The 23,989-nt window shown below is 63.2% G+C and carries 25 protein-coding genes; 15 read left to right on the top strand and 10 right to left on the bottom strand.

Annotated features, from left to right (window positions below; all coding sequences use genetic code 11):
- Positions 1-20: 20 nt before the first annotated feature.
- Positions 21-4,316: a DEAD/DEAH box helicase gene (locus tag CAF90_RS27450; RefSeq protein WP_085609119.1), complete on the bottom strand. Its 4,296-nt coding sequence runs from the start codon at positions 4,314-4,316 to the stop codon at positions 21-23.
- 178 nt (positions 4,317-4,494) lie between these two features.
- Between CAF90_RS27450 and CAF90_RS27445 the strand changes: the two genes are divergently transcribed.
- A complete protein-coding gene (locus CAF90_RS27445) occupies positions 4,495-5,379 on the top strand; it encodes a sugar nucleotide-binding protein (RefSeq protein WP_045121788.1) in 885 nt (294 codons plus the stop codon).
- Positions 5,372-6,301 carry an NAD-dependent epimerase/dehydratase family protein gene (locus tag CAF90_RS27440; protein WP_085609118.1) on the top strand — a complete coding sequence of 310 codons (930 nt, stop codon included), beginning with the start codon at positions 5,372-5,374 and terminating at the stop codon, positions 6,299-6,301. The genes CAF90_RS27445 and CAF90_RS27440 overlap by 8 nt, the downstream gene beginning before the upstream one ends.
- Before the next feature lie 189 nt (positions 6,302-6,490).
- Here the strand turns inward: CAF90_RS27440 and CAF90_RS27435 are convergent, their stop codons facing one another.
- From CAF90_RS27435 to CAF90_RS27415, 5 genes are all read right to left on the bottom strand, one after another.
- The gene (locus CAF90_RS27435) at positions 6,491-7,189 is read right to left on the bottom strand and encodes an OmpW family protein (RefSeq protein ID WP_007955593.1); all 699 of its coding nucleotides are present in this window, start codon (positions 7,187-7,189) and stop codon (positions 6,491-6,493) included.
- Between the two features lie 222 nt (positions 7,190-7,411).
- Positions 7,412-7,930, bottom strand: a complete 519-nt coding sequence (locus tag CAF90_RS27430; RefSeq protein WP_064384123.1) for a DUF3299 domain-containing protein — start codon at positions 7,928-7,930, stop codon at positions 7,412-7,414.
- An 11-nt stretch (positions 7,931-7,941) separates the two neighbouring features.
- Positions 7,942-9,207 carry an ABC transporter permease gene (locus tag CAF90_RS27425; protein ID WP_074691637.1) on the bottom strand — a complete coding sequence of 422 codons (1,266 nt, stop codon included), beginning with the start codon at positions 9,205-9,207 and terminating at the stop codon, positions 7,942-7,944.
- 1 nt (position 9,208) lies between these two features.
- Positions 9,209-9,919 (bottom strand): ABC transporter ATP-binding protein, encoded by a 711-nt coding sequence (locus CAF90_RS27420; RefSeq protein ID WP_007955587.1) that lies wholly within the window; start codon positions 9,917-9,919, stop codon positions 9,209-9,211.
- Positions 9,920-9,933: 14 nt separating this feature from the next.
- Positions 9,934-10,527 carry a DUF2796 domain-containing protein gene (locus CAF90_RS27415; RefSeq protein ID WP_085609117.1) on the bottom strand — a complete coding sequence of 198 codons (594 nt, stop codon included), beginning with the start codon at positions 10,525-10,527 and terminating at the stop codon, positions 9,934-9,936.
- A 135-nt stretch (positions 10,528-10,662) separates the two neighbouring features.
- On the opposite strand from CAF90_RS27415, the gene CAF90_RS27410 reads away from it, so the two are divergent.
- Positions 10,663-11,025 carry a hypothetical protein gene (locus tag CAF90_RS27410; RefSeq protein WP_085609116.1) on the top strand — a complete coding sequence of 121 codons (363 nt, stop codon included), beginning with the start codon at positions 10,663-10,665 and terminating at the stop codon, positions 11,023-11,025.
- A gap of 4 nt (positions 11,026-11,029) precedes the next feature.
- Here the strand turns inward: CAF90_RS27410 and trxA are convergent, their stop codons facing one another.
- The 3 genes from trxA to CAF90_RS27395 are packed head-to-tail and all read right to left on the bottom strand — an operon-like array spanning position 11,030 to position 13,059.
- Positions 11,030-11,902 carry a thioredoxin gene (trxA, locus tag CAF90_RS27405; protein WP_007955581.1) on the bottom strand — a complete coding sequence of 291 codons (873 nt, stop codon included), beginning with the start codon at positions 11,900-11,902 and terminating at the stop codon, positions 11,030-11,032.
- Positions 11,903-11,941: 39 nt separating this feature from the next.
- The gene (locus CAF90_RS27400; protein WP_085609115.1) at positions 11,942-12,598 is read right to left on the bottom strand and encodes a methyltransferase; all 657 of its coding nucleotides are present in this window, start codon (positions 12,596-12,598) and stop codon (positions 11,942-11,944) included.
- On the bottom strand, positions 12,595-13,059 hold the full coding sequence (locus tag CAF90_RS27395; protein ID WP_085609144.1) for a YbaY family lipoprotein: 465 nt from the start codon (positions 13,057-13,059) through the stop codon (positions 12,595-12,597). The genes CAF90_RS27400 and CAF90_RS27395 overlap by 4 nt, the downstream gene beginning before the upstream one ends.
- Before the next feature lie 128 nt (positions 13,060-13,187).
- Between CAF90_RS27395 and nrdR the strand changes: the two genes are divergently transcribed.
- The 12 genes from nrdR to CAF90_RS27335 all read left to right on the top strand — a co-directional run bounded on the left by nrdR (position 13,188) and on the right by CAF90_RS27335 (position 21,894).
- The gene (nrdR, locus tag CAF90_RS27390; RefSeq protein WP_003228656.1) at positions 13,188-13,652 is read left to right on the top strand and encodes a transcriptional regulator NrdR; all 465 of its coding nucleotides are present in this window, start codon (positions 13,188-13,190) and stop codon (positions 13,650-13,652) included.
- The gene (ribD, locus tag CAF90_RS27385; RefSeq protein WP_085609114.1) at positions 13,649-14,782 is read left to right on the top strand and encodes a bifunctional diaminohydroxyphosphoribosylaminopyrimidine deaminase/5-amino-6-(5-phosphoribosylamino)uracil reductase RibD; all 1,134 of its coding nucleotides are present in this window, start codon (positions 13,649-13,651) and stop codon (positions 14,780-14,782) included. The genes nrdR and ribD overlap by 4 nt, the downstream gene beginning before the upstream one ends.
- A gap of 47 nt (positions 14,783-14,829) precedes the next feature.
- Positions 14,830-15,507 carry a riboflavin synthase gene (locus tag CAF90_RS27380; protein ID WP_085609113.1) on the top strand — a complete coding sequence of 226 codons (678 nt, stop codon included), beginning with the start codon at positions 14,830-14,832 and terminating at the stop codon, positions 15,505-15,507.
- A 16-nt stretch (positions 15,508-15,523) separates the two neighbouring features.
- Positions 15,524-16,615 carry a bifunctional 3,4-dihydroxy-2-butanone-4-phosphate synthase/GTP cyclohydrolase II gene (ribBA, locus tag CAF90_RS27375; RefSeq protein WP_065259547.1) on the top strand — a complete coding sequence of 364 codons (1,092 nt, stop codon included), beginning with the start codon at positions 15,524-15,526 and terminating at the stop codon, positions 16,613-16,615.
- A 91-nt stretch (positions 16,616-16,706) separates the two neighbouring features.
- Positions 16,707-17,183: a 6,7-dimethyl-8-ribityllumazine synthase gene (ribE, locus tag CAF90_RS27370; protein WP_003228649.1), complete on the top strand. Its 477-nt coding sequence runs from the start codon at positions 16,707-16,709 to the stop codon at positions 17,181-17,183.
- The gene (nusB, locus tag CAF90_RS27365; RefSeq protein ID WP_007955566.1) at positions 17,180-17,680 is read left to right on the top strand and encodes a transcription antitermination factor NusB; all 501 of its coding nucleotides are present in this window, start codon (positions 17,180-17,182) and stop codon (positions 17,678-17,680) included. The genes ribE and nusB overlap by 4 nt, the downstream gene beginning before the upstream one ends.
- A 27-nt stretch (positions 17,681-17,707) precedes the next feature.
- The gene (gene thiL / locus CAF90_RS27360) at positions 17,708-18,673 is read left to right on the top strand and encodes a thiamine-phosphate kinase (RefSeq protein WP_085609112.1); all 966 of its coding nucleotides are present in this window, start codon (positions 17,708-17,710) and stop codon (positions 18,671-18,673) included.
- Positions 18,670-19,173, top strand: a complete 504-nt coding sequence (locus tag CAF90_RS27355; RefSeq protein ID WP_007910933.1) for a phosphatidylglycerophosphatase A — start codon at positions 18,670-18,672, stop codon at positions 19,171-19,173. Before thiL ends, CAF90_RS27355 begins: the two co-directional genes overlap by 4 nt.
- A 28-nt stretch (positions 19,174-19,201) precedes the next feature.
- Complete coding sequence (locus CAF90_RS27350) at positions 19,202-19,927, top strand: ABC transporter substrate-binding protein (protein WP_085609111.1); 726 nt, start codon at positions 19,202-19,204, stop codon at positions 19,925-19,927.
- Positions 19,928-20,060: 133 nt separating this feature from the next.
- Positions 20,061-20,678, top strand: a complete 618-nt coding sequence (ribA, locus tag CAF90_RS27345; RefSeq protein ID WP_007955551.1) for a GTP cyclohydrolase II — start codon at positions 20,061-20,063, stop codon at positions 20,676-20,678.
- A complete protein-coding gene (locus CAF90_RS27340; protein WP_085609110.1) occupies positions 20,675-21,094 on the top strand; it encodes an MFS transporter in 420 nt (139 codons plus the stop codon). The genes ribA and CAF90_RS27340 overlap by 4 nt, the downstream gene beginning before the upstream one ends.
- Positions 21,094-21,894, top strand: coding sequence for a cobalamin-binding protein (locus CAF90_RS27335; RefSeq protein WP_085609109.1), 801 nt, complete (start codon positions 21,094-21,096; stop codon positions 21,892-21,894). Before CAF90_RS27340 ends, CAF90_RS27335 begins: the two co-directional genes overlap by 1 nt.
- On the opposite strand, the gene CAF90_RS27330 is transcribed toward CAF90_RS27335, so the two are convergent.
- Complete coding sequence (locus CAF90_RS27330) at positions 21,891-23,774, bottom strand: TonB-dependent receptor domain-containing protein (RefSeq protein WP_085609108.1); 1,884 nt, start codon at positions 23,772-23,774, stop codon at positions 21,891-21,893. The two genes, CAF90_RS27335 and CAF90_RS27330, sit on opposite strands and share 4 nt — an antisense overlap.
- Positions 23,775-23,989: the final 215 nt, after the last annotated feature.

Raw genomic sequence — 23,989 nt, 5'->3', positions numbered from 1 at the left:
AGAGGCCAGACCGGTTTACATCAATGCCGGATCAGTTTGCTGCGCACCTGCTCCATGGAAACCTGATCCAGTTCCACCCAGAATTGCTGCTTGCCCGCGACCTCGGCAGCGACCGGCAGGCCGTCGCGATACACCAGCCGATTGCTCGCCAGCGCCGGCACTTTCGCCCCCGGCAACAAGGTGCCGGCGAGGTTCAGCGGATCGACGCCGCACACCGCAATCAGGCTGCCGTCATGGGGGCGACGGCGGACTTCGCGCAACAGCGGAATCGCCTCGGGCAGGGCGAATTGCTCGCCGGCCAGACCGCTGACAAAGCGCCCGCCGCGAATCTCGCCCCGGGCTTCCAGCCGATGGAACGTACGCAGCAGTTCGCGCCAGCTCGGCAACCAATCGGCTTCGCGTTCCAGCAGGCGCCAGAACACCACGCCGTAGCGACGCAACAAGGTTATGGCGACGTGTTCAAGTGTTTCGGGCGACGCGGTTTGACGGTTTTCCACAACCGGCCCGCGACGCAATAACGCCCAGCGCCCGGCATCGTCCATGCCACCGACAAACGACCCGCGCCCGCGTCGACTACTTCGCTGCTGGCGCTTGCTCGCCGGAGTGATCAATGCCCGCAATCCGGCAAAGCTGTCGGCATTTACCAGACCGGCGCCGACCAGTTCCTGCAAGGCGATTTCCAGCTCGGTGCGCAGCAGGTGCGCTTCATGGATCAGCTCATCGAAAAACAGCGCGCCGTGCTGGCTCAGTGCGTCGAAAACCTTGCGGGTCTTGGGCGACAGTTCACTGACCGGCGTCTGCTCGGCCAGCGCACTCCACAAGCCGGCCTGACTGCGCGGCAGCAACACGATCGGTGTGCTGCGCAACGCCGTGCCGCTGATGTTTTGCCGGGCGCTGAGGCGCGTCCACACCAGTTTGCCGCTGCGGCACAAATCATCCAGCCAGCTCGGTGAATAGTCCTTGAGCCGCGCGGGAAGGAGATCGCTATCCCACGCCGAAGCAGCAGCCGGATAGCCTTCGAACTGACCGACAATCGCCGGCAACACAGTGCTGCCCTGACCACGGGTTGACGGGGACAAGTGCTGCCAGTCGAACAGAAACCGCATGAATTCCTGCAACGCCACCGGCTCGATTTCCCGGCGCAGACGCTTGACCGTGTAGCGGTGAATGCGCGCCAGCAGATGCCGTTCGCACCATTCCTCAACGGTCGACCCCGGCGTGAACTGGCCGCGCAGTACATAACCTTCACGCTCCAGATGAGCGAGGGCTTGATGAACAGCGGCCGGCATCAGGGCCAGCGGTTCGGCAATCGCCACCAGCGGTTGCGGACCGAATGCGCCGAGCCGCGCGCGGATCACTTCGATCAGTGCCTCATCGGCGGTCCATGCTTCGTCGAAACCGGGCAACGCGGCCAGTTCAGAATGCGCCTGTGGATAAAGCGCTTGCAGACAGGTCAGGCGTTCTCTTGCCAGCCACAGTGAGTGCTCGGGATCGATCTGCAATCGGCAGGCTCGCCCGGTTTCGGCCAAAGCATTCAGCCACTCGCGCCAATGCGGATTGGCCTCGACTTCGGCGTCACTGATGCAGGCCAGGCTCATCAGCGCTTCATGCATTTCATCGGCGCTGTTCGGCGTCGGCCAGGCTTCTTCGCGCACGGCGTTGATCGCGTCGGCGTCCAGCGCGCCGAGGTCGTCGGTGGATTGCGGATCACTCCAGCGGCGGTTGAGCACGGCCTGGGTGCGACGCTCTTCCAGCGGCGCGTCGTCGAGAAAGGTGTAAGGGCGGGCGCTGAGGATTTCCGCCGCCAACGGCGAGGGCGCCGGCAGGTCGCGGGCGATCAGGCGCACTTCGCCGCGCTCCATGCGCCGCAGCAGTTCGAGCCAGCCTTCGCTGTCCATCGCCTCGTGCAGGCAATCGTCGAGGGTCTGTTCCACCAGCGGATGCTCGGGGACTTCCCGTTCACCGGCGAGGTTTTCCAGGCAGGCGATCTGATCGGGAAACACGCTGGCGATCAGGTCTTCGCTTTTCATCCGCTGCAATTGCGGCGCGACCTTGCGCCCGCCCGTGTAACGCGGCAGGGCCAGCGCCACGCCGGCATTCCAGCGCCAGCGCACACCGAACAGCGGTGCATCCAGCACGGCTTGAATCAGAATGTGCTCGGCGCTGTTGCTGTGCAGATAACGCCAGACCTCGTCGAGTTCGAAACTGTGACTGGTGGACAGCGACAGCACGATCGCGTCTTCGCTGGCGGCGGCCTGCAATTCGAAGTTGAAGGTGCGGCAGAAACGCTTGCGCAGGGCCAGGCCCCAGGCGCGGTTGATACGACTGCCGAACGGTGAGTGAATGATCAGCTGGGTGCCGCCGGACTCGTCGAAAAACCGCTCCATCAGCAGCGTGTCGCGCGACGGCAAGGCGCCGAGGGCGAGGCGGGCGCGGGCCAGGTAATCCACCAGCTGTTCGGCGCTGGCCGGGTTCAGGCCGAGGGTGTCGGTCAGCCAGTCGATGGCCGGTTGCAAGTTGCCGGGGCTGGCGCTGAGCAATTGATCGAGCTGCGCATGCAGGCGCGCCACGGCCGCCGACAACTCATCGCTGCGTCCCGGTGCTTCGCCGAGCCAGAACGGGATGGTCGGCGGCTGGCCGTGGGCATCTTCGACCCGAACCTTGCCGGTTTCCACCCGCAGGATGCGATAGGAGGCGTTGCCGAGCTGGAACACATCACCGGCAATGCTTTCCACAGCGAAGTCTTCGTTGACGCTGCCGATGTTCAGGCCCTGAGGTTCGAGCAATACGCTGTAGTCGGCGTTGTCGGGGATGGTGCCGCCGCTGGTGACGGCGGTCAGCCGGGCGCCGCGTCGTCCGCGCAGGGTTCGGCTGACGGCGTCGCGGTGCAGGTAGGCGCTGCGGATGCCCTGGCGGCCGTTGTAACCCTCGGCGAGCATGCTCAGCAGCGCCTGATAATGTTTTTCGTCGAGGCGGGCGTAGGGTTCGGCCCGGCGGAACAGCGCGAGCAAATCGTCCTCGGCCCATTCCTGGCAACTGACCTCGGCGATGATCTGCTGCGCCAGCACATCCAGCGGCGCTTCGGGGATGTGCAGCGTATCGAGTTCACCCCGGCGCACGCAGTCGAGCAGGGCGGCGCATTCGATCAGGTCGTCGCGAGTGGTGGCGAACAGGCGCCCCTTGGGCGTGCCGCCGACCTGGTGCCCGGAGCGGCCGACCCGTTGCAGAAAACCGGCGATCGAACGTGGCGAGGCGATCTGGCAGACGAGGTCGACTTCGCCGATGTCGATCCCCAGTTCCAGCGACGCGGTGGCGATCAGCACTTGCAGCTCGCCACGCTTGAGTCGCTGCTCGGCGTCGAGGCGAAATTCCTTGGCCAGACTGCCGTGGTGCGCGGCCACGGCGTGTTTGCCGAGGCGTTCGCTCAGGTGCCGACTCAGGCGCTCGGCCAGACGTCGGGTGTTGACGAAAATCAGCGTGGTGCGGTGTTCCCGGGCCAACGTGGCGAGACGGTCGTAGACCAGTTCCCAGACATCATTGGCCATCACCGCCGACAACGGCACCGGCGGTACTTCAATGCCCAGATCCCTTGGGCGCGCGTGGCCGATGTCGATGATTTCGCACGGGCGCTCATGACCCACCAGAAAACGCGCCACCGCATCGATCGGTTTCTGCGTGGCCGAAAGACCGATGCGGGTCAGCGGTTCAGGACACAGCGCCTGCAAGCGTTCGAGGCTCAAGGCCAGGTGACTGCCGCGTTTGCCGGCGGCGATGGCATGGATTTCATCGACGATCACCGTGCGCGTGGTGCCGAGCATTTTTCGGCCGGACTCGGAGCCGAGCAGCACATAGAGCGATTCCGGGGTGGTCACCAGAATGTGCGGCGCGCTCTTGCGCATGGCGGCGCGGTCTTTTTGCGGGGTGTCGCCGGTGCGCACGGCGGTGGTGATTTCCAGCGCCGGCAGATCCATTTGGCGCAGCTGGTCGGTAATCCCGGCTAGCGGGTTCTGCAGATTGATGCGGATGTCGTTGGACAGCGCCTTGAGCGGCGAAACGTAGACCACCAGGGTTTCGTCCGGCAGACCGTCCGGGGTTTCCAGGCCACGGTGGACCAGATCGTCGAGCACGGCGAGGAATGCGGTGAGGGTTTTCCCAGATCCGGTGGGCGCAGCGATCAGCGTCGAGCGGCGCTGGCGGATCAACGGCCATGCGCGGGCCTGGGCGGCGGTCACCGTCGGGAATGTGCTGCTGAACCAGGCGCTGACGGCGGGGTGGAAGCCTGCCAGGGCCGCGTCCTTGGGGAGGGGCAGATTCATGACTTCAGTTATGCGGGTGGGCGGGCGAAGTTGCAAGTACCGCTCGGGATCTACACTTTACGGGTGACGGTTGCGCACTAAACCCGCAAAATGCAACGATTCCGGCAATTATCGACGACGCTGCCACGAGCATCGTCGCCAAAGCCATCGTTCCAATCAGACTGGGCCTGCTGACTCTATGCGAATGCGCCTTATGTTACTGGGCGGCGGAAATGCCCTTGGGCAGGCGCTGATTCGCCTCGGTGCAGAGGAAGACATCGGTTTCCTCGCCCCCCGCCCGCCCGAAGACGGCTGGGATGCCGCGAGCCTGACCCAATTGCTCGACGACACCCGTCCCGATGCATTGATCAACCTTGCCTACTATTTCGACTGGTTCCAGGCCGAGGCCGTCAGCGAAAGCCGTCTGGCCGGGCAGGAACGCGCCATCGAGCGACTGGCCGAACTGTGCCAGCACCACAACATCGTGCTGGTGCAGCCGTCCAGTTATCGGGTGTTCGACGGTTCCCGCGCCACCGCCTACAGCGAAAAGGACGAGCCAGTGCCGTTGGGCCTGCGCGGTCAGGCCCTGTGGCGGATCGAGCAGAGCGTGCGTGCCACTTGCCCGCAACACGTGCTGCTGCGCTTTGGCTGGCTGCTCGACGACAGCCCGGAAGGCACCCTCGGGCGCTTCCTGGCCCGTGCCGAACAGCCGGAAGAATTGCTGCTGGCCGATGACCGCCGTGGCAATCCGACCCCGGTCGACGATGCCGCGCGGGTAATCATCTCGGTGCTCAAACAACTCGATTGCGCCGCGCCGCTGTGGGGCACTTACCACTACGCCGGCCACGAGGCGACCACGCCGCTCGCGCTGGGCCAGGCGATTCTCACCGAAGCGCGCGGCCTGCACCCGCTGGCCATCGAAGCGCCGACCGCCCAGGCCCACGCCGCGCGGCCGGATGCCGCCGAAGAACCGCAACACGCGGTGCTCGCCTGCAAGAAAATTCTGCACACCTTCGGGATCAAGCCGCGCGCCTGGCGTGCCGCGCTCCCGGGCTTACTGGATAGGTTTTATCGCCATGGCTGACGGCCCTGTTTTAATCACCGGCGGCGCCGGTTTCATCGGCTCGCACCTGACTGACGCGTTGCTCGCCAACGGCCATTCGGTGCGGATCCTCGATGATCTGTCGACCGGCAAGCGCAGCAATCTGCCGCTGGACAATCCCAGGGTCGAGTTGATCGTCGGCGATGTGGCCGATGCCGCTCTGGTCGCGCAAGCGATGCAGGGTTGCAGCGCGGTCGCGCACTTGGCCGCCGTGGCGTCGGTGCAGGCGTCGGTGGACGATCCGGTAAAGACTCACCAGAGCAATTTCATCGGCACGCTGAACGTCTGCGAAGCCATGCGCGAGGCCGGCGTGAAACGTGTGCTGTATGCCTCCAGCGCAGCCGTCTACGGCAACAATGGCGAAGGCGAGTCGATTGACGAAGACACGCCCAAGGCGCCGTTGACGCCTTATGCGTCGGACAAACTGGCCGGCGAGCAGTACTTCGATTTCTATCGCCGCCAGCACGGTCTGGAACCGGCGATCTTCCGTTTCTTCAACATCTTCGGCCCGCGTCAGGATCCGTCCTCGCCGTACTCCGGTGTGATCAGCATCTTCAGCGAACGCGCGCAGAAAGGCCTGCCGATCACCGTGTTCGGCGATGGCGAGCAGACCCGGGATTTCATGTACGTCGAAGATCTGGTCGATGTGCTGGTGCAGGCGATCGAAAAGCCGCAAGTGGACGTCGGTGCGGTGAACGTCGGCTGGAATCAGGCGACCAATCTCAAGCAGATGCTGGCCGCGCTCGAAGCGGTGGTCGGCGAATTGCCGCCCGTCAGCTACGGCCCGGCGCGCTCCGGTGACATCCGCCACTCGCGGGCGAACAACAGTCGGTTGCTTGAGCGATTCAAGTGCCCGACGCCAACGCCGATGAACGTCGGCCTGGCCCGTTTGCTCGGCCGCTGAGCTTTTCGCAGACATGAAAAAGGCGCCTTTTGACAGGCGCCTTTTTCACGGCCGGAATTCGGTTTTTAAACCGGTTTCCTGTAGCGAGGGAGCTTGCTCCCCGGTCGATGGCGTAACATCGCCGTCAGTTCTGAGTCTGCCCGCCACCAAGCCTCATTCACCACCACGTGAACGTTCTTTGATTGCTGCTTAGAACTTGTAGCCCAGACCGACCATGTACACAAATGGATCGACATCAACATTCACTTTTGCGCGAGTGCCAGGAGCCACGGCGTTGTTCTCGACGGTGGCGCGGGTATCGATGTCGATGTAGCGCACCTGGGCGTTGAGCATGATGTTGTCGGTCAGCATGTAGTCGGCGCCGACCTGCCAGGCCAGGCCCCAGGAGTTTTTCGCCTTGAAGTTGCTGAAGCCGTTGGACTGGGCTTCGCTGCCGACGTGCTCGTCGTAGATCCAGGTGTAGTTGATGCCGCCGCCGATGTACGGCTGGAAGGCCGATTTCGCGTCCAGCGGGTAGTAGACGACGCTCAGGGTCGGCGGCAAGTGTTTCAGAGTGCCGAGCTTGCCGTTGGCGGCTGGCAGGGCAGTGCCCTTGAGCTTCACGTCATGTTCGAACGGGGACGCGGCCAACAGCTCGATACCGATGTTGTTGGTCAGCATGTAGGCGAAGTTCAGACCCAGTTGGGTGTCGCTGCTCATGGTCGCCTTGCCGCCCAGGTTGGTGCCGCTCAGCGGACCCTGATCGACCTTGACGCTGGAGCTGTCGGCCTTCGGGTTGACGGTGATCGCACCGGCACGAACGATGATGTCGCCGGCTTCGTGGGCGTGGGCGAGCGGGGCTGCGAGCGCGAGGGCAAACAGCGAGGCGCTGAGCAAGGACTTGTTCATGGAAGCTCCCAAAGGACGTTAAAAATGTTTGATGTCCTATGGTACGAATCCGTCTGATACGGTCTTTTGACTCAGCTCAATGAAACAGTGATGGCGGGTTTATTTGTGGAACCTTTGCCGGCCCCTTCGCGAGCAAGCTCGCTCCCACATTAGAGCTCGGTCAACTGTGGGAGCGAGCTTGCTCGCGAAGACAATGGGCCAAACAGTACAGAATTACCGGAGTTACTCCGGCAGTTCGTAGACGTAAATCTTGTCCGCTTCCATCTGATACCCGGCATCGGCCAGTTCGCTGGTGGACTGCTTGACCTGCAATGGCCCCTCGACCCAGTACGGCTGATACAGCTCGTCGAGCTTCACGCCGAGTTCGCTTTTCACGTGCACGATCTGGTTCGACGGCGGTGGCGGCACGTGGATGCAGGCGCCGAAGTACGGCACCAGCAGGAAGTCCGTGGTGCGACCTTCTTCGCTGACTTCCAGCGGCACGATGTAACCCGGCAGACGAATGTTCTGGCCATCGAGGCTTTGCACCACGGGGGCGTTGGGCATGTCCTGCTTGGCTGCCGGCGCCGATTCGGCGGACAGCGCATCGCTCATCTTCGACAGGTCGTGCAGCGGCGTCATGTTCGGCACTTCCGGCGCCGCGTCCGGCGGGATCATCTCCGACCAGGTCAGATCTTTCGGCGCCGCCGCCCACACGGGCAGGGCGACCAGCAACAGCAGCGCAAGCACGGCGCGGGGCATGGTGAACATCCTCATAAACGGATCGACAGGCCATCGGCCAATGATTGGCGATACGCGCGCCAGGCCGGTACGCTGCCCATCAGCAGCGCGGCAGCCAGAATGCCACCGAGCAGCGTCCATTCATACTCGCTTGGCCAGGCCAGCGGCAGATACAGCCCGTAATTGGCCTGCACATAACCCTGAGCAGCGGCGATGCCGAGGTACAGCAACGCCAGCCCGGCGATCACCCCGGTCAGCGCCAGAGCAAATGCTTCCAGCACCAGCAGGCTCGCGATGTGCCACGGCCGCGCGCCTACCGAACGCAGGATCGCCATCTCGCGGCGGCGTTCGTTGAGGCTGGTGAGAATCGCCGTGAGCATGCCGATCAACCCGGTCAGCACCACGAACAGCGAGACCACGAACAACGCTTTTTCAGCGGTGCTCATCAGGCTCCACAACTCCTGCAAGGCCACGCCCGGCAGGATCGCCAGCATCGGCTCGCCACGGAATTCGTTGATCTCCCGTTGCAGCGCGAAGGTGGAAATCTTGCTGTTGAGGCCAAGCATGAACGCGGTGATCGCTTGCGGCGTCAGGTCCATGTTGCGCGCCTGATCGGCGCTGATCCGTCCGTTGCCACGGGCCGGCACACCGTTGTGCCAGTCGATGTGGATCGCCTCCATGCCGCCGAGGCTGATGTGCAGCGTGCGGTCCACCGGGGTGCCGGTGCGCTTGAGAATCCCGACCACGGTGAACGGTTTGTCATCGTGCTTGACCAGACTGATCGCCGCCACGCCGTGGGCCAGCACCAGTTTGTCGCCGAGCTTGTAATGCAGCGCCTCGGCCACTTCGGCACCGAGCACCACTTCGAACGGATCGGTGGCGAAGGCGCGGCCGTCGGCCAGTTCGAGATGCTGCTGGCGACCGTACTGGTAATGCTCGAAATAGGCTTCGGTGGTGCCCATCACCCGGTAGCCGCGATGGGAGTCGCCGAGGGACATCGGAATCGCCCACTTCACCTTCGGGTTGCTGGCGAAGTGTTCGAAGCTGTCCCAGCGAATGTTGTTGGTGGCGTTGCCTATGCGGAATACCGAGTACAGCAACAGGTTCACCGAACCGGAACGGGCGCCGACGATCAGGTCGGTGCCGCTGATGGTGCTGGCGAAACTGGCCTTGGCTTCGGTGCGCACCCGCTCCACCGCCAGCAGCAGGCAGACAGAAAGCGCGATGGCGAAAGCGGTGAGCAGGGCAGTGAAACGCCGGTTGGCGAGGCTGGCCATGGCCAGACGGAACAGATACATCTCAGACCTCGGCAGACGTGGCGGCGCGATTGAGTTCGGCCAGGGACAGGTGACGGTCGAACAGCGGCGCCAGACTCTGGTCGTGGCTGACGAACAACAGGCTCGAGCCGGCTTCGCGGCACTCGGCGAACAGCAGGCGAATGAAGTTTTCCCGGGCGTCGTAATCCAGCGCCGAGGTCGGTTCGTCGGCGATCACCAGTTCCGGTTGCCCGATCAACGCGCGAGCAGCGGCGACCCGCTGTTGCTGACCGATCGACAGCGAATCGGCGCGGCGACTCAGGATGCTTTCGTCCTTCAGACCCAGGTGGGCGAGCAGGGTGGCGGCGGCCTGATCGACGCTGCCGTGGCGTTGCTTCGCACGTTCTGCACGCAGCTTCGAAAAGTGGCACGGCAGCTCGACGTTCTCGCGCACCGAGAGAAACGGCAGCAGGTTGAACTGCTGGAAAATGTAGCCGGTGTGATCGACGCGAAAGCGATCACGGGCGCCGGCACCCAGTTCGGTCAGTTCCTGGCCGAGCAGGCGAATGCTGCCGCGACCGGGTTTCTGCACCCCGCCGAGCAGGCCGAGCAGGGTGGTCTTGCCGCTGCCGCTGGGGCCCTTGAGGAACAGGGTTTCGCCGGCTTCCAGACGAAACGCCGGGATGTCCAGCAGCGGCGGGTGACCGGGCCAGTTGAAGCCCAGGTCGGACAGTTCGATGAGTGCTTGGGTCATGGCGCCGTTTCGTGTCAGAACTTCAGGGCGGCGGCCTTGGCCGTCACTTCCGTGCCTTGCTGGCCGCTCGGGCTGATCAGTTGTACCTGAATTTTCTGGGTGGCCGGGAAGGTATTGAACAGGTTCGCCAGATCCAGGGTTTTCAACGCACCCGGCGCCGCGCAGCTGAACTGGTAGTGGGCGTGGATTTCGCTGTGGTCGTGATGATGCTCGTGACCGTCCTTGCCGGCTTCCTCTTCGTCATGGTCGTCGGCATCCGGCTTGCCGCCGAACAGCGGGCTTTCCAGTTCCTGGCTGGTGACTTTGCAACCGGCGGCGGCCGGTAGGCTGAACAGCGCCAGCGGTTTCTCGAGTTGCGCGCGAGCGGCAGCGACCTTGGCCTTGTCGGCATCGCTGGTGGCGGCGTGTTCAAAACCCACGAGGTTCATCGCCGGGCTTTCCAGTTCCAGCTCCAGGGTCTGGCCGTCGAGTGCGGCGTTCAGGCGACCAACGCCATGTTCGTGGGCACCGAGGCTGCCGTGCTCATGGTCGTGATCATGCTCATCGGCGGCATGGGCGATGGCCAGCGGCAACAGGGCAAACGGCAAAGCGAGCAGCAGACGACGCATGGCGGTCTCCGGGAAGTAAAGTGAAGAGTTTGTTATGTAATCTTATAACGAAAGTGCGCAGAGTTTGCCCGCCCGCTTGGCGTTACACAAGTCCCATGGGAGCATGCGGGTCAGAAATGTGCGGGAGCGAAGCTTATGTTGCGGATACGCGGAACCGTCGGCGAGTTGCCGGTGGATTTGACCCTGGAACTGGATGAAAGCGACTGGGCGCGGCTCGGTGCGCAGTTTGGCGTGCAGGTGCAGACGGCCCAGCCGCAAGCAGCAGCGGCGGCGGCGCCGGTGGCGAAACCGGTGAATCAGGATGACGCGTTGTGGCAGGTCGCCAGGGATCTGTTGCGCAAGGCCGGACAGCTCAGCGGGCCGGAATTGCTGGATCAGCTCGAAGGGCTGACCGGCAGCGCGGCGGCGGGCAAGCGCCTGCTGGTGCGCCTGCGTCATTCATCCGATGTGAAAGTGCTGAGCGGCGGGGACACGCCGCTCTACAGCTGGGTCGAGTAGGCGCTTAGTACAGCGCCGCAAACACCTTGCGCCGGTAAGCGGTCACCAGCGGGTGATCGTTGCCCAGCAGTTCGAACACTTGCAGCAAGGTCTTGTGCGGCAGGCCTTCGCCGTAGCTGCGGTTGCGGATGAACAGCTTGAGCAGTGCGTCCAGCGCCGCTTCGTATTGCTGACGGGCCAGTTGCTGGATCGCCAGTTGATACACCGCTTCGTCGTCCTGCGGGTTTTGCGCCAGACGGCTCTTCAGGTCGGCGGCGTCCGGCAGGTCGCGGGCCAGACCAAGGAACTTGATCTGCGCCTTGGCACCGGCCAGTGCAGCCTTGTGCTCGTCGCTCTTGACCGCGTCGAGCACGGTTTGCGCTTCGCCCAGCTCACCGCGTTCGGTCAGGCAGCGAGCGTAGAGGATCAGCGCCTTGGCGTTGGTGTTGTCTTCGCCCAGCAGCGTAACCAGTGTCGCTTCAGCGTCGGCGTAACGGCCTTCGTCAAACAGTGCCTGAGCCTGTTCGAACGGATCGGCGGCGGACGGCGCCGGCATCTGTACATGCGGTTCGAGCAGGGCGCGCACGGCGGATTCCGGTTGCGCACCGGCAAAGCCGTCCACCGGTTGACCATCCTTGAACAGCACTACGGTCGGCAGGCTGCGGATGCCGAAGCGCGCGACGATGTCCTGCTCGATATCGCAATTGACCTTGGCCAGCAGCAACTCGCCCTGATAGCTCTCGGCGATGCCTTGCAGCATCGGCATCAGCGCCTTGCACGGCGCACACCATTCGGCCCAGAAATCCACCAGCACCGGTTTTTGAAAGGAAGCCTCGATCACTGACTGGTCGAAGTCGGCCGTCGTGGCGTCGAAGATGTACGGCGTTTGCTGACTCATGGGGTATCTCGTAAAAGCGTGAATGGGGCAACTATACGGTCAGGCGCGGGCCGCATGGTAGAGGCTGACATGGCGAAACTCTTCGGGCTCGGCCAGATCCGGCAGGGTCATGGCTTCAAGCATTTCGATGCGCCGGTACAGCGGATGACGGAAATCCCGGACCCGCGAATCCGCCACCAGCGCTTCGCGGCCACGGCTCAGGAAGGCGTCGAGCAGCGGCAGGTTTTCCCGGTCGTACAGAACGTCGGCCACCAGGATCAGATCGAAGCGATCCGCTTCGGCGAAGAAGTCCGTGGAATAGCTCATCTGCACATCATTGAGTTCGGCATTCGCCCGACAGGCGGCAATCGCCAGCGGGTCGAGGTCGCAGGCCACCACTTCCAGCGCTCCGGCTTTCACCGCCGCGATGCCAGCGATCCCGGAACCGGCGCCGAAATCCAGCACCCGCTTGCCTCGAACCCACTCGGGAAACTCCGCCAGATAGCGCGCCACCGCCAGACCGCTGGCCCAGCAGAAACTCCAGTACGGCGGTTCATGCAGGATTCGTTGGGTTTCTTCCTGGCTGAATTCGCGCGCCATGTTGTCGCCGTCGATCAGCCACAGCCGCAAATCGGTGTCCGGCAACGCACAGGCTTTCAGTCGAGCGTCGCCGAGCAATTCGCCCAGCGACTGTTGCAGGTCTGACGGTGCATTCATGGGGCTTTGACAAATTGCAGCTGGCCCAGCGCCTGGGTGGTCGGCTGAGTGATGGTCTGCGATGGCAGGTGCAGGATCAACTGGCCGGACTGGCTGGCGCGGCCGCGCAGTTCAACCCGCGCGCCCACCGGGAAGGATTCGGGGTTGAAGCGCAGGTGAAACGGCAGAATCTGGTTGTTGCCGATCAGGCTGGAACTGGCGAGCAATTGTTGCGGGCGGTCTTTTGCGTCGATCACCAGCAGTGCCAGTTCGACTTCGGCACCGGCCGGCACGCCTTGCAGGGTGCCGCTCAGTTCGCGCTGATAGGCCGGCAGCGGGCCGAGGTCGGCGGCTTCGCGGGCTTTTTTCTGCGCCTGTTGCGGCGCCGGGCCCGGCGTGGGCGGCTGAGGCTTGGGCGCATCGCTGCCACAGGCCACCAGCAGGCTGAAAACACTGAGCAAAACGAGCGGTCGTAGGGACATTGGCGGCTCCAGCAAAATGAAATCCATGGATCAAACGATCATGGCAGTCTGTATACCGCAAAGCCTATGGCTTGTCTTGCCACCGGGATGCGCTACCATGGCCCTCCCTTTTTTTGTTGCCAGCCACCATGCACTGTCCCTTCTGCGGTGCCAACGACACCAAGGTCATCGACTCGCGTCTGGTCGCCGAGGGCGAACAGGTGCGCCGCCGGCGTGAATGCCTGGCCTGCGGCGAGCGTTTCACGACGTTCGAGACGGCCGAACTGGTGTTGCCGCGCCTGATCAAAACCGACGGCAGCCGCCAACCGTTCGACGAAGAAAAACTCCGCGCCGGCATGCAACGCGCCCTGGAGAAACGTCCGGTGAGCGTCGAGCGCCTCGAATCCTCGCTGGTCCATATCAAACACAAGCTGCGCGCCACCGGCGAGCGCGAGGTCAAGTCTCTCGTGGTCGGCGAACTCGTGATGGCCGAGCTGCAAAAGCTCGATGAAGTCGCCTACATCCGTTTCGCTTCCGTGTACCGCCGCTTCCAGGACCTCAACGAATTCCGCGAAGAGATCGACCGCCTCGCCCGCGAACCGGTGAAAGAATGACCACCGCCGCCGAGCAGGCCATTCTCGACGCCCACTTCATGGCTCGGGCCCTGGAGCTGGCGCGCAAGGGGCATTACACGACGCACCCCAATCCACGGGTCGGCTGCGTGATCGTGCGCGACGGGCAGATTGTCGGCGAAGGCTGGCATGAACGCGCCGGCGAACCCCACGCCGAAGTCCACGCCCTGCGCGCCGCCGGTGAACTGGTCCGGGGCGCCACGGCTTACGTGACCCTCGAACCTTGCAGCCACCACGGCCGCACACCGCCGTGCGCCGATGCGCTGGTGAATGCCGGTGTCGGTCGGGTGGTCGCGGCGATGCGTGATCCGAATCCACAAGTCGCCGGACGCGGTCTGCAGCGCTTGAGCGATGCCGGCATCGCCACCGAAAGCGGCGTGCTGGAAGCTGAGGCGCGCAAGCTCAATCAAGGTTTTCTGAAGCGCATGGAACACGGCTTGCCGTTCGTGCGGGTCAAGTTGGCCATGAGCCTCGACGGCCGCACGGCGATGGAAAGCGGCGAGAGCCAATGGATCACCGGCCCTGCCGCGCGTTCGGCGGTGCAGCGTCTGCGCGCCCAGGCCAGCGTCGTGCTGACCGGCGCCGATACAGTGCTGGCCGATGGCGCACGCCTGACCGTTCGCGGCGATGAGCTGGGACTGGATGCCGAACAAACCGCGCTGGCCCTGAGCCGTCCGCCGCTGCGGGTGCTGATCGACGGACGTCTGCGAGTGCCGCTGGATGCGCCGTTCTTCAAGGCCGGCCCGGCGCTCGTCGCCACCTGCGTGGCCATCGAAGAACAGTACGCCCACGGTCCGGAATGCCTGATCGTGCCGGGCGATGACGGTCAGGTCGATCTGCACCAGTTGCTGATCGAACTGGCCAACCGTGGCGTCAACGAAGTGCTGGTCGAGGCCGGTCCGCGACTGGCCGGCGCGTTTGCCCAGCTCGGTCTGGTCGACGAGTTCGTGATCTTCATTGCCGGCAAGTTCCTCGGCTCCACGGCGCGTCCGCTTCTGGACTGGCCGCTGGCCTATATGAAGGATGCGCCGGAGCTGAAAATCACTGAAATTCGCGCGGTTGGCGATGACTGGCGAGTCACTGCAATCCCTGTCCCATCGGCGAGCGTATAATTCCCGGCCATCGCGTTAGCGCTGGCTTCGTTCTCAAGGAGAACCCCATGTTTACCGGCATCATCGAATCCATCGGCAGTATCCGCGCACTGACCCCAAAGGGCGGTGATGTGCGGGTGCATGTCGAAACCGGCAAGCTCGACCTGAGCGACGTCAAACTCGGCGACAGCATTGCAGTCAACGGCGTGTGCCTGACCGCGGTTGAACTGCCGGGCAACGGCTTCGCCGCCGACGTCAGTCGCGAAACCCTCGACTGCACCGCCATGAATGACCTGAAAAGCGGCAGCCCGGTCAACCTGGAAAAAGCCCTGACCCCGACCACCCGTCTCGGTGGCCATCTGGTCAGCGGTCACGTCGACGGTGTCGGCGAAGTGGTTTCGCGCAGCGACAATGCCCGCGCCGTGGAATTTCGCATCCGCGCGCCGAAGGAGCTGGCCAAGTACATCGCCCATAAAGGCTCGATCACCGTCGACGGCACCAGCCTGACCGTGAACGCGGTCGATGGCGCCGAATTCCTGCTGACGATCATTCCGCACACCCTGAGCGAAACCATCATGGCGTCCTACAAGCCAGGTCGCCGGGTGAACCTGGAAGTCGACCTGCTGGCGCGTTATCTGGAGCGTCTGCTTCTGGGCGACAGGGCCGCTGAGCCTGACTCTTCACAAAAGCCTGGCGGTGGCATCACTGAAAGCTTTCTGGCCGCCAACGGCTACCTCAAATCCTGACTGAAGGGGGTGCCTTGTGGCGCTCAATAGCATCGAAGAACTGGTTGAAGACATCCGCCAAGGCAAGATGGTCATCCTCATGGATGACGAAGACCGCGAGAACGAAGGCGACCTGATCATGGCCGCCGAATGCTGCAAGGCCGAGCACATCAACTTCATGGCCAAGCACGCCCGTGGCCTGATCTGCATGCCGATGAGCCGCGAGCGCTGCGAAACCCTGAAGCTGCCGCTGATGGCGCCACGCAACGGTTCCGGTTTCGGCACCAAGTTCACCGTCTCGATCGAAGCCGCCGAAGGCGTGACCACCGGCATCTCCGCCGCTGACCGCGCACGCACCGTGCAAGCGGCCGCTGCGAAGGACGCGAAAGCCGAAGACATCGTCAGCCCGGGCCACATTTTCCCGCTGATGGCCCAGGCCGGTGGCACCCTGGCCCGCGCCGGTCACACCGAAGCTGCCTGCGACCTGGCGCGCATGGCCGGTTTCGAGCCGAGTGGCGTGATCTGCGAAGTGATGAACGATGACGGCACCATGTCCCGTCGCGCCGAGCTGGAAGCTTTCGCGGCTGAACACAACATCAAGATCGGCACCATCGCCGACCTGATTCACTACCGGATGATCCACGAACGTACCGTTCAGCGGATTGCCGAGCAGCCGCTGGACAGCGAACTGGGCCAATTCAACCTGGTGACCTATCGTGATTCCGTGGAAGGCGACGTGCACATGGCACTGACCCTGGGCACCGTTTGCGCCGAAGAACCGACTCTGGTTCGCGTGCACAACATGGACCCGCTGCGCGACCTGCTGATGGTCAAGCAACCGGGCCGCTGGAGCCTGCGCGCCGCCATGGCTGCGGTCGCCGAGGCCGGCAGCGGTGTGGTGCTGTTGCTCGGTCACCCGCTGGATGGCGACGTGTTGCTGGCGCACATCCGCGAAACCGGCGATCAGGCGGCGGTGAAAAAACCGACCACCTACAGCATTGTCGGTGCCGGTTCGCAGATCCTGCGTGACCTCGGCGTGCGCAAAATGCGCTTGATGTCTGCGCCGATGAAGTTCAATGCGATATCCGGTTTCGATCTGGAAGTTGTAGAATACGTGCCCTCCGAATAATGACCGGTTGTTTCCGGCTCCGAATTCGCGGCAAATAAATCACTGAGGGACGCGAAACAGACGCGTCCCGGCTCTTTAAGAGATCTGACGAATGACCCTGAAGACCATCGAAGGTACCTTCATCGCCCCTAAAGGCCGCTACGCTTTGGTAGTGGGCCGCTTCAACAGCTTCGTGGTTGAAAGCCTGGTCAGCGGTGCAGTTGATGCCCTGGTTCGCCACGGCGTGAGCGAAAGCGACATCACCATCATCCGCGCACCTGGCGCCTTCGAAATCCCGCTGGTTGCGCAGAAAGTCGCCCAGAAAGGCGAGTTCGCAGCAATCATCGCCCTGGGCGCGGTCATTCGTGGCGGTACTCCGCACTTCGAATACGTGGCTGGCGAGTGCACCAAGGGCCTGGCCCAGGTGTCCATGGAGTTCGGCGTACCGGTCGCTTTCGGCGTCCTGACCGTTGATTCCATCGAGCAAGCCATCGAACGTTCCGGCACCAAGGCCGGCAACAAAGGTGCTGAAGCTGCCCTGTCCGCTCTGGAAATGGTCAGCCTGCTGGCGCAGTTGGAGGCCAAGTGATTAGCGACGAAAGCGATCGTTTCAACCCGCGCGATCCGAAACCTGCGGATGCCGGCAAGCCATCGAAAAGCGCCAAGCGCCGCGAAGCCCGTCAGCTCGCGACCCAGGCCCTGTATCAGTGGCACATGGCTCGGCAGTCGTTGAACGAGATCGAAGCGCAGTTCCGGGTCGATAACGATTTCACCGATGTCGACGGTGCTTACTTCCGCGAAATCCTGCACGGGGTTCCGCAGTTCAAGACCGAAATCGACAACGCGCTCACGCCTTGCCTGGACCTGGCGATCGAAGAGCTGGACCCGGTTGAACTGGCGGTTCTGCGCCTGTCGACCTGGGAACTGCTCAAGCGCGTCGACGTGCCGTACCGCGTTGTGATCAACGAAGGTATCGAACTGGCCAAAGTGTTCGGTTCGACCGACGGCCACAAGTTCGTCAACGGCGTGCTCGACAAGCTGGCTCCGCGCCTGCGTGAAGCTGAAGTGAAGGCGTTCAAGCGCTGATCCGCGCTTGAATACTTTTTCTCGGCCATGGGCGAGTTTGAGCTGATCCGCAATTTCTTCGCCGCCGCGCCTTGTGCGCAGGGCGGTGAAGGCGTTGCACTGGGGATCGGCGATGACTGCGCCTTGCTGGCGGTTCCTTCCGGGGAACAGCTGGCGGTTTCCACCGATACGCTGGTGGCCGGCGTGCATTTCGCCGATCCTTGCGATCCGTTTCTGCTCGGTCAGCGCTCGCTGGCCGTGGCGGTCAGCGACCTCGCTGCCATGGGCGCCACGCCCGTCGCCTTTACCCTTGCCCTGACTCTGCCGACGGTGACTGCCGATTGGCTGCAAGCCTATGCCCGCGGTTTGAACCGCATGGCGCAGGGCTGCGGCGTGGCACTGGTCGGCGGCGATACGACGCGCGGGCCGTTGAGCCTGACCGTCACCGTGTTCGGCCGCGTCCCGGCCGGCAAAGCGTTGACCCGCAGCGGCGCACAACCGGGCGATCTGCTGTGTGTCGGCGGCGAACTGGGCAATGCCGCCGGCGCTTTGCCGCTGGTGCTGGGCCAGCGTGACGCCGAACCCCATATCGCCCAGCCGCTGCTCGATCATTACTGGTCGCCGCAACCGCAACTCGCCCTCGGTCAGGCCCTGCGTGGCAAGGCCACCTCGGCGCTGGACATCTCCGATGGCCTGCTCGCCGATTGCGGTCACATCGCACTGGGTTCGAAGGTTCGCCTCGAAGTCGAGCGCGAGCGTGTTCCGCTGTCGGAGGCGCTGGTGGCGTTTCTCGGTCAGCGCGGCGCCGAGCGTGCGGCGTTGAGCGGTGGCGATGATTACGTGCTGGCCTTCACCCTGCCGTCCGTCGAGTTGCCGGCGCTGCTCGCCGATGGCTGGCCGACCCATGTGATCGGCCGCGTTACGCAAGGGCAGGGCGTGGTGCTGCTGGATCGCGACGGGCACGACATCACCCCGCAAATCCGGGGTTATCAACATTTTCAGGAGTCACCGTGACAGATCACCCGAAACAGGTTCCGGCCGAATTCGTTCCGCCGTCGGTCTGGCGCAATCCCTGGCATTTCCTCGCGTTCGGCTTCGGCTCGGGCACCTTGCCCAAGGCGCCGGGCACCTGGGGCTCGTTAGTTGCGCTACCCTTTATCCCGTTGTGGCAGATGCTGCCCGACTGGGGTTACTGGCTGATGCTCGGGATCACCATGCTGTTCGGCTTCTGGCTGTGCGGCAAAGTGGCCGACGATCTGCGGGTGCACGACCACGAAGGCATCGTCTGGGACGAAATGGTCGGGATGTGGATCACCCTGTGGCTGGTGCCGGAAGGCTGGTACTGGTTGCTCGCCGGGTTCCTGGTATTCCGCTTCTTCGACATTCTCAAGCCGTGGCCGATCCGCTGGATCGACCGGCATGTTCACGGTGGCGTCGGCATCATGCTCGACGATGTGTTGGCCGGCGTATTTGCCTGGCTGGCGATGCAGGGACTGGTGTGGATTTTCGCCTGATTTCCAGGCGTGGATGAGGGGCACAGGGATGACTCGACGCTGGTTGGCGATAGTGGTTTTGACCTTGCTTGGCGCCATGGCCCAGGCACAGGACGCACCGCCGTCGGTCATTCACCTGGCCAGCGAAGACTGGGAAGACTACACCGCCGCCGATGGCCATGGCCTGGGCTGGGACGTGTTGCGCAAAGTCTTCGAGCCGGCCGGCGTGACCCTGGATATTCGCACCGTGCCCTACACCCGCTCGGTCGGGCTGGTGCAGTTGAAGGAAGCCGACGCACTGGTCGGTTCCTATCGCGGTGAAGCCGAGCAGGTGCTGTACCCGAAATGGAATTTCGATTCCGACCACATCTACGCGCTCGGCCTGGCCAGCAATCCATCGCCGACCCAGGCGACGCTGGGCAAATACCGACTGGCCTGGGTGCGCGGCTATCGCTACGAAACCTACCTGCCGAACGTCAAACGCTTCAACCAGATCGAACGCCGCACCGGCATCCTGTCGATGCTCAAACAGGGGCGGGCGGATTACTACATCGATGCGCTGACGGAAATCGAAGCGGTGGTGAGAAACGCCGCCGACCCGTCGCAGTACCGTTATTCACATCTGGCGGAATTGCCGCTGTACCTCGGTTTCGCCGACACCCCGCAAGCCCGCGCACTGATGTCGATCTACGACCAGCGCATGGAGCAGTTGGTGAAAAGCGGCGAGTTGAAGCCGATCTTCGAGCGCTGGAAACAACCCTATCCCTTCGAATGAACGCGATAAGGGCGAGCCTGTTATCAAACTTTTTGATCGTTATGGCCGATAATTCAGCCTAAGCGCCTGCGGGAACCTGCTGTTACAATGCCGCCCAGCGAATCTTCAGACTTTTCAGATCAGGAGCACACCGGTGCCTGTCGTTTTTGTCGCCGCTTCCAAGCTGCCAACGCCTTTTGCGCAATTCACCATGCACGGTTTTCTCGATGAAGCCACCGGCCGCGAGCACGTCGTGCTGAGCCTGGGTGAGATTGCCGATGGTGCCCCGGTACTCGGCCGTCTGCACTCCGAATGCCTGACCGGCGATGCCTTGTTCAGCCAGCGTTGCGACTGCGGTTCGCAACTTGAGGGCGCCCTCAAAGCCATCGCTCGCGAAGGTCGTGGCGTGTTGCTGTACCTACGTCAGGAAGGACGCGGCATCGGTCTTTTGAACAAGATCCGTGCCTACGAATTGCAGGACGGCGGCGCCGACACCGTTGAAGCCAACGAGCGTCTGGGCTTTGCCGCCGACCAGCGTGACTACGCCATGTGCCTGCCGATGCTCGAGCATCTGGGCGTCAAATCCCTGCGTCTGATGACCAACAACCCGCGCAAGGTCAAAGCCTTGACCGACATGGGTATCGTCGTCGCCGAGCGCGTGCCGCTGCACACCGGCCATAACCCGCACAACAAACTCTATCTGGCGACCAAGGCCAGCAAGCTCGACCACATGATGGGCAACGAGCATCAGGGCGAGGTAGACCGGGCGTGACCCGCGGGCAAGTGCGGCGCCGTCTGTCGATCGCCTGGTGGAAATACCTGGCGCTGGCGCTGGTGCCGCTGTTCGTGATCAACGCTGTGTTCGGCCAGGGCGAGGCAATTTTGCCGGTGCTGGCGATGCCTTTCTTTATCGCCGGCGTGGCTTCGATGTTTGTCAGCCTGAAGTTTTTCGGGCGCTACAAACATGCGCTGATCGCCACGCAAAAAGCCCTCGATACCCCTGAAGAGCCCGCTGCCTGGATCGCCCTGGCGGCCTGCCTTCGCAGTGCATTCGTGGTCGCGGCGCTGCCGGCATGGATTGGCGCGCTGGCGGTGTTCGTCGGCCTTGAAACGGTGCCGCTGATGTTGCTGGCGCTGTCCACGGCGGTGCTGTTCTACCTCTACCGTATCCCGCGTCAACTCGCTTGATGCGGCGTCTCTGGCTGGCGGTTCTGCTGCTGGCCGTCAGCGGTGAAACGCTGGCCGCCCTGCGGGTGGTCAGTCTCGCGCCATCCCTGTCTGAAATCGTGGTTGAACTGGATTCGGCGGATCTGCTGGTCGGCGTGCTGGATGCCGGTGAGCGGCCATCCGCGATCAAGGACGTGCCTTCGGTGGGCCGTTACGGCCAGCTCGACATGGAACGGTTGCTGAGCCTCAAACCTGACTTGTTGCTGTTGTGGCCCGGCAGCGTCGGCCCGGCCCAGCGTGATCAGCTCAAGCGTTTGAACATCCCGACGTTTGTTGCCGAGCCCCACAGTCTCGAACAGTTGACCGCGCAGATTGAAACCATCGCGACACAGCTTGGTCGTCCTGAGCGTGGGGTCGCGCGGGCCAGCGAGTTGCGGCAAAAACTCGATAAGCTGCGCCAGCGCTACCGGCGGGAAGTGCCGCTGCGGGTGTTTTATCAGGTCTGGGACAAGCCGCTGTACACCGTCGGCGGCGGGCAGATCATCAGCGATGCGCTTGAAGTGTGCGGCGCGCGCAATGTGTTTGCCGACCTGAGCCTGCCGGCGCCGCAGGTGAGCATCGAAGCGGTTTTACAGCGTGATCCCGAGGTAATTCTGGCCAGCGATCAGCCGCAACTGGATGCGTGGCGCGCGTGGCCGCAGGTGGCAGCGGTCAAACACGGGCAATTGCTGCTGGTCACCGATAAAGGCCTGGAGCGCCCCAGCGGGCAGATGATCGAGGCGACCGCCAAGCTCTGCCAGCTGATTGCGCCAGATCGTTAGAGCTGCGGCGTCCAGGTCACGCCGAACATGAACGCCCGACCTTCCTCGCGATAGCCATACTGACTGCCGTCATGGCTGTACAGCGCCCGGCTGTAACCCTTGTCCAGCAGGTTATCGACCTTGAAATCCAGTTTGATTTCACGGTTCAGCGCCCAGCTGCTGCGCAGTCCGAGCAGCGCATAACCACCCAATGGTTGTTGATTGTTCAGATCGTCGTAACTGCTGCTGACGGCCTGCCAGCTGGCGCCGAGGCCAAGGCGATCGAACTGTCGATCCAGATCCCAACTCAAGGTGCGCCGGGCACGCCGCGCCAAAGTGTGGCCGGTGTCGCGGTCGCGAGGATCGATGATCGCCACGCCGAGGTTGCTCTGCCAGCCGAACATCTCCTGTTTCAACGCTGCTTCGAAGCCGTTGATTCGCGCCGAGGCGACGTTTTCCGGGCGTGAGTTGCTGCCGAAGATGATCGCGTCTTCCAGATCGGTCCGGTACAGCGAGGCTTCGAGGCGAGTGCTGTCGCTCAACTGGCTGCGCCATTGCAGCTCGTAGCTTTTCGAGGTTTCCGGTTTCAGGTCGGGGTTGCTGAAGTCCGGGTAATACAGATCGTTGAAGGTCGGCGCGCGGAAGCCTTCGCTGTAGCTGAGCAGCAGATCGTTGTCCGGGTTGACCGGCAATGTCAGCGTGCCGCTCCAGCTGTTCTGGCCGCCGAACTGCTGGTTGTCATCGCGACGCAGACCCAGTTCGGTGGAGAAACTGTCGGCCTGGAAGCGATGCTGGATGAAGGCTGCGCGGTTCGAGCGGCTGTCTTCGTCGAACGCGGTGCTGCTGTTGATGCGGTCTTCGTACCAGTCGCCGCCGAGGATCAGGCTGTTGCGCGCATCGAGGGTCAGGTCGTTCTGCCAGGTCACCGAATCACGGTAGGTGTTGAACACTGAGCGTTCGTCGCTGAGCTTGTCGAAGGACTTCTCGCGGTTTTCGCTATGGCCGAGTTCCAGCCGCGACTTCCAGCGCTCGTTGATCCGCGCGTCGATGTAACTGCTGAAACTGCTGACGGTGAAATCGCTGTAGGGCTGCTGCTGGAGGGAGTCGAAAGTCACCGGGTCAAAGCGCCCGAACGGGTTGTCGAACTCGCTTTTTCCACGGTTATCGAGCAGGTTGGCGCCGACTTCGATGTCATCGGTCAGCGCATGGCTGAGGCTCAGGCTGATGGATTTATTGCGGTAGGCGTCATGATCGCTGTCGCTGGGATACGACTCGTGGGTGCGGTCGAGGCCGGCGGTTTCATCGAGGCTGGCGCCGAGGTTGAAACGGGTTTTCTCGTCACCTCCGGAGAGGCCGGCACTGCGTTCCCAGGTCTGGTTGCTGCCCAATCCCACATGCATCCGGGGCTGCAAGCCTTGTTCGCCGCCGCGCCGGGTGAAGATCTGGATCACCCCGCCAATCGCATCGCTACCGTAAATCACCGAGCGCGAACCGCGCAGCACTTCCACGCGCTCGATCTGCTCGATGTTCAGGTGTTGCAGGTTGCTGTCACCGGAGGTGGAGTTGCCGATGCGCTGGCCGTCGACCAGCACCAGGCTCTGCGCCGATTGCGTGCCGCGAATGTAGATTCCCGGCAGGCTGCCGCGTCCGCCGGTTTGTGCGACTTGTACGCCTGGTACCCGTTGCAGCAGATCGGTGACGCTGCGCGGTTGCAGACGCTCGATGTCTTCGCGGGTGAACACGGTGTTGGCGGCGCTGCTGTCGTTGCGCGCTTCGACCTGGCGGTTGGCGCTGATCAGCACGTCCGGCAGCTTCAGGGCCTGGTCGCGTTCGAAGGTGTCGGCGAGGGCGTTGGCGGTTGGCAGCAGCAGGAGGGGCAGGGCGAGGCGCGAGAGGTTCATCGGAGTCCGTTGGTATTTCTGGTGTGCACAAATCAAATGTGGGAGCGGGCTTGCTCGCGAAGGCGGAGTGTCAGTCAACTCATCATCGACTGATCCGACGCTTTCGCGAGCAAGCCCGCTTGTATGTTTAGACTTGAAGGGGTGGGCGGGACTAAAAGCTCGATTCCGACTCTAGCCAGTACGGACCGTGGGAGACTTCTCGTCCCGCCCTTTCT

The sequence above is a fragment of the Pseudomonas sp. B37(2017) genome (genome assembly GCF_002112885.1).
In the GTDB taxonomy this organism is placed as follows: domain Bacteria; phylum Pseudomonadota; class Gammaproteobacteria; order Pseudomonadales; family Pseudomonadaceae; genus Aquipseudomonas; species Aquipseudomonas paraglycinae.
The sequence above is the reverse complement of the archived record's forward strand: the minus strand, read 5'-3'. Positions and strand labels throughout refer to the sequence as shown.

What these genes read in the sequence shown, in the direction of transcription:
- CAF90_RS27350 (WP_085609111.1), top strand. Translation starts at nt 19,202, where the DNA reads ATGACTCGACGCTGGTTGGCGATAGTGGTTTTGACCTTGCTTGGCGCC.
- CAF90_RS27335 (WP_085609109.1), top strand. Translation starts at nt 21,094, where the DNA reads ATGCGGCGTCTCTGGCTGGCGGTTCTGCTGCTGGCCGTCAGCGGTGAA.
- CAF90_RS27415 (WP_085609117.1), bottom strand. Translation starts at nt 10,527, where the DNA reads ATGCGTCGTCTGCTGCTCGCTTTGCCGTTTGCCCTGTTGCCGCTGGCC.
- CAF90_RS27380 (WP_085609113.1), top strand. Translation starts at nt 14,830, where the DNA reads ATGTTTACCGGCATCATCGAATCCATCGGCAGTATCCGCGCACTGACC.
- CAF90_RS27400 (WP_085609115.1), bottom strand. Translation starts at nt 12,598, where the DNA reads ATGAATGCACCGTCAGACCTGCAACAGTCGCTGGGCGAATTGCTCGGC.
- ribE (WP_003228649.1), top strand. Translation starts at nt 16,707, where the DNA reads ATGACCCTGAAGACCATCGAAGGTACCTTCATCGCCCCTAAAGGCCGC.
- CAF90_RS27420 (WP_007955587.1), bottom strand. Translation starts at nt 9,919, where the DNA reads ATGACCCAAGCACTCATCGAACTGTCCGACCTGGGCTTCAACTGGCCC.
- CAF90_RS27440 (WP_085609118.1), top strand. Translation starts at nt 5,372, where the DNA reads ATGGCTGACGGCCCTGTTTTAATCACCGGCGGCGCCGGTTTCATCGGC.
- CAF90_RS27330 (WP_085609108.1), bottom strand. Translation starts at nt 23,774, where the DNA reads ATGAACCTCTCGCGCCTCGCCCTGCCCCTCCTGCTGCTGCCAACCGCC.
- CAF90_RS27435 (WP_007955593.1), bottom strand. Translation starts at nt 7,189, where the DNA reads ATGAACAAGTCCTTGCTCAGCGCCTCGCTGTTTGCCCTCGCGCTCGCA.
- CAF90_RS27425 (WP_074691637.1), bottom strand. Translation starts at nt 9,207, where the DNA reads ATGTATCTGTTCCGTCTGGCCATGGCCAGCCTCGCCAACCGGCGTTTC.
- CAF90_RS27395 (WP_085609144.1), bottom strand. Translation starts at nt 13,059, where the DNA reads ATGTCCCTACGACCGCTCGTTTTGCTCAGTGTTTTCAGCCTGCTGGTG.
- thiL (WP_085609112.1), top strand. Translation starts at nt 17,708, where the DNA reads ATGGGCGAGTTTGAGCTGATCCGCAATTTCTTCGCCGCCGCGCCTTGT.
- trxA (WP_007955581.1), bottom strand. Translation starts at nt 11,902, where the DNA reads ATGAGTCAGCAAACGCCGTACATCTTCGACGCCACGACGGCCGACTTC.
- CAF90_RS27450 (WP_085609119.1), bottom strand. Translation starts at nt 4,316, where the DNA reads ATGAATCTGCCCCTCCCCAAGGACGCGGCCCTGGCAGGCTTCCACCCC.
- CAF90_RS27445 (WP_045121788.1), top strand. Translation starts at nt 4,495, where the DNA reads ATGCGAATGCGCCTTATGTTACTGGGCGGCGGAAATGCCCTTGGGCAG.
- nrdR (WP_003228656.1), top strand. Translation starts at nt 13,188, where the DNA reads ATGCACTGTCCCTTCTGCGGTGCCAACGACACCAAGGTCATCGACTCG.
- CAF90_RS27430 (WP_064384123.1), bottom strand. Translation starts at nt 7,930, where the DNA reads ATGCCCCGCGCCGTGCTTGCGCTGCTGTTGCTGGTCGCCCTGCCCGTG.
- ribD (WP_085609114.1), top strand. Translation starts at nt 13,649, where the DNA reads ATGACCACCGCCGCCGAGCAGGCCATTCTCGACGCCCACTTCATGGCT.
- CAF90_RS27410 (WP_085609116.1), top strand. Translation starts at nt 10,663, where the DNA reads ATGTTGCGGATACGCGGAACCGTCGGCGAGTTGCCGGTGGATTTGACC.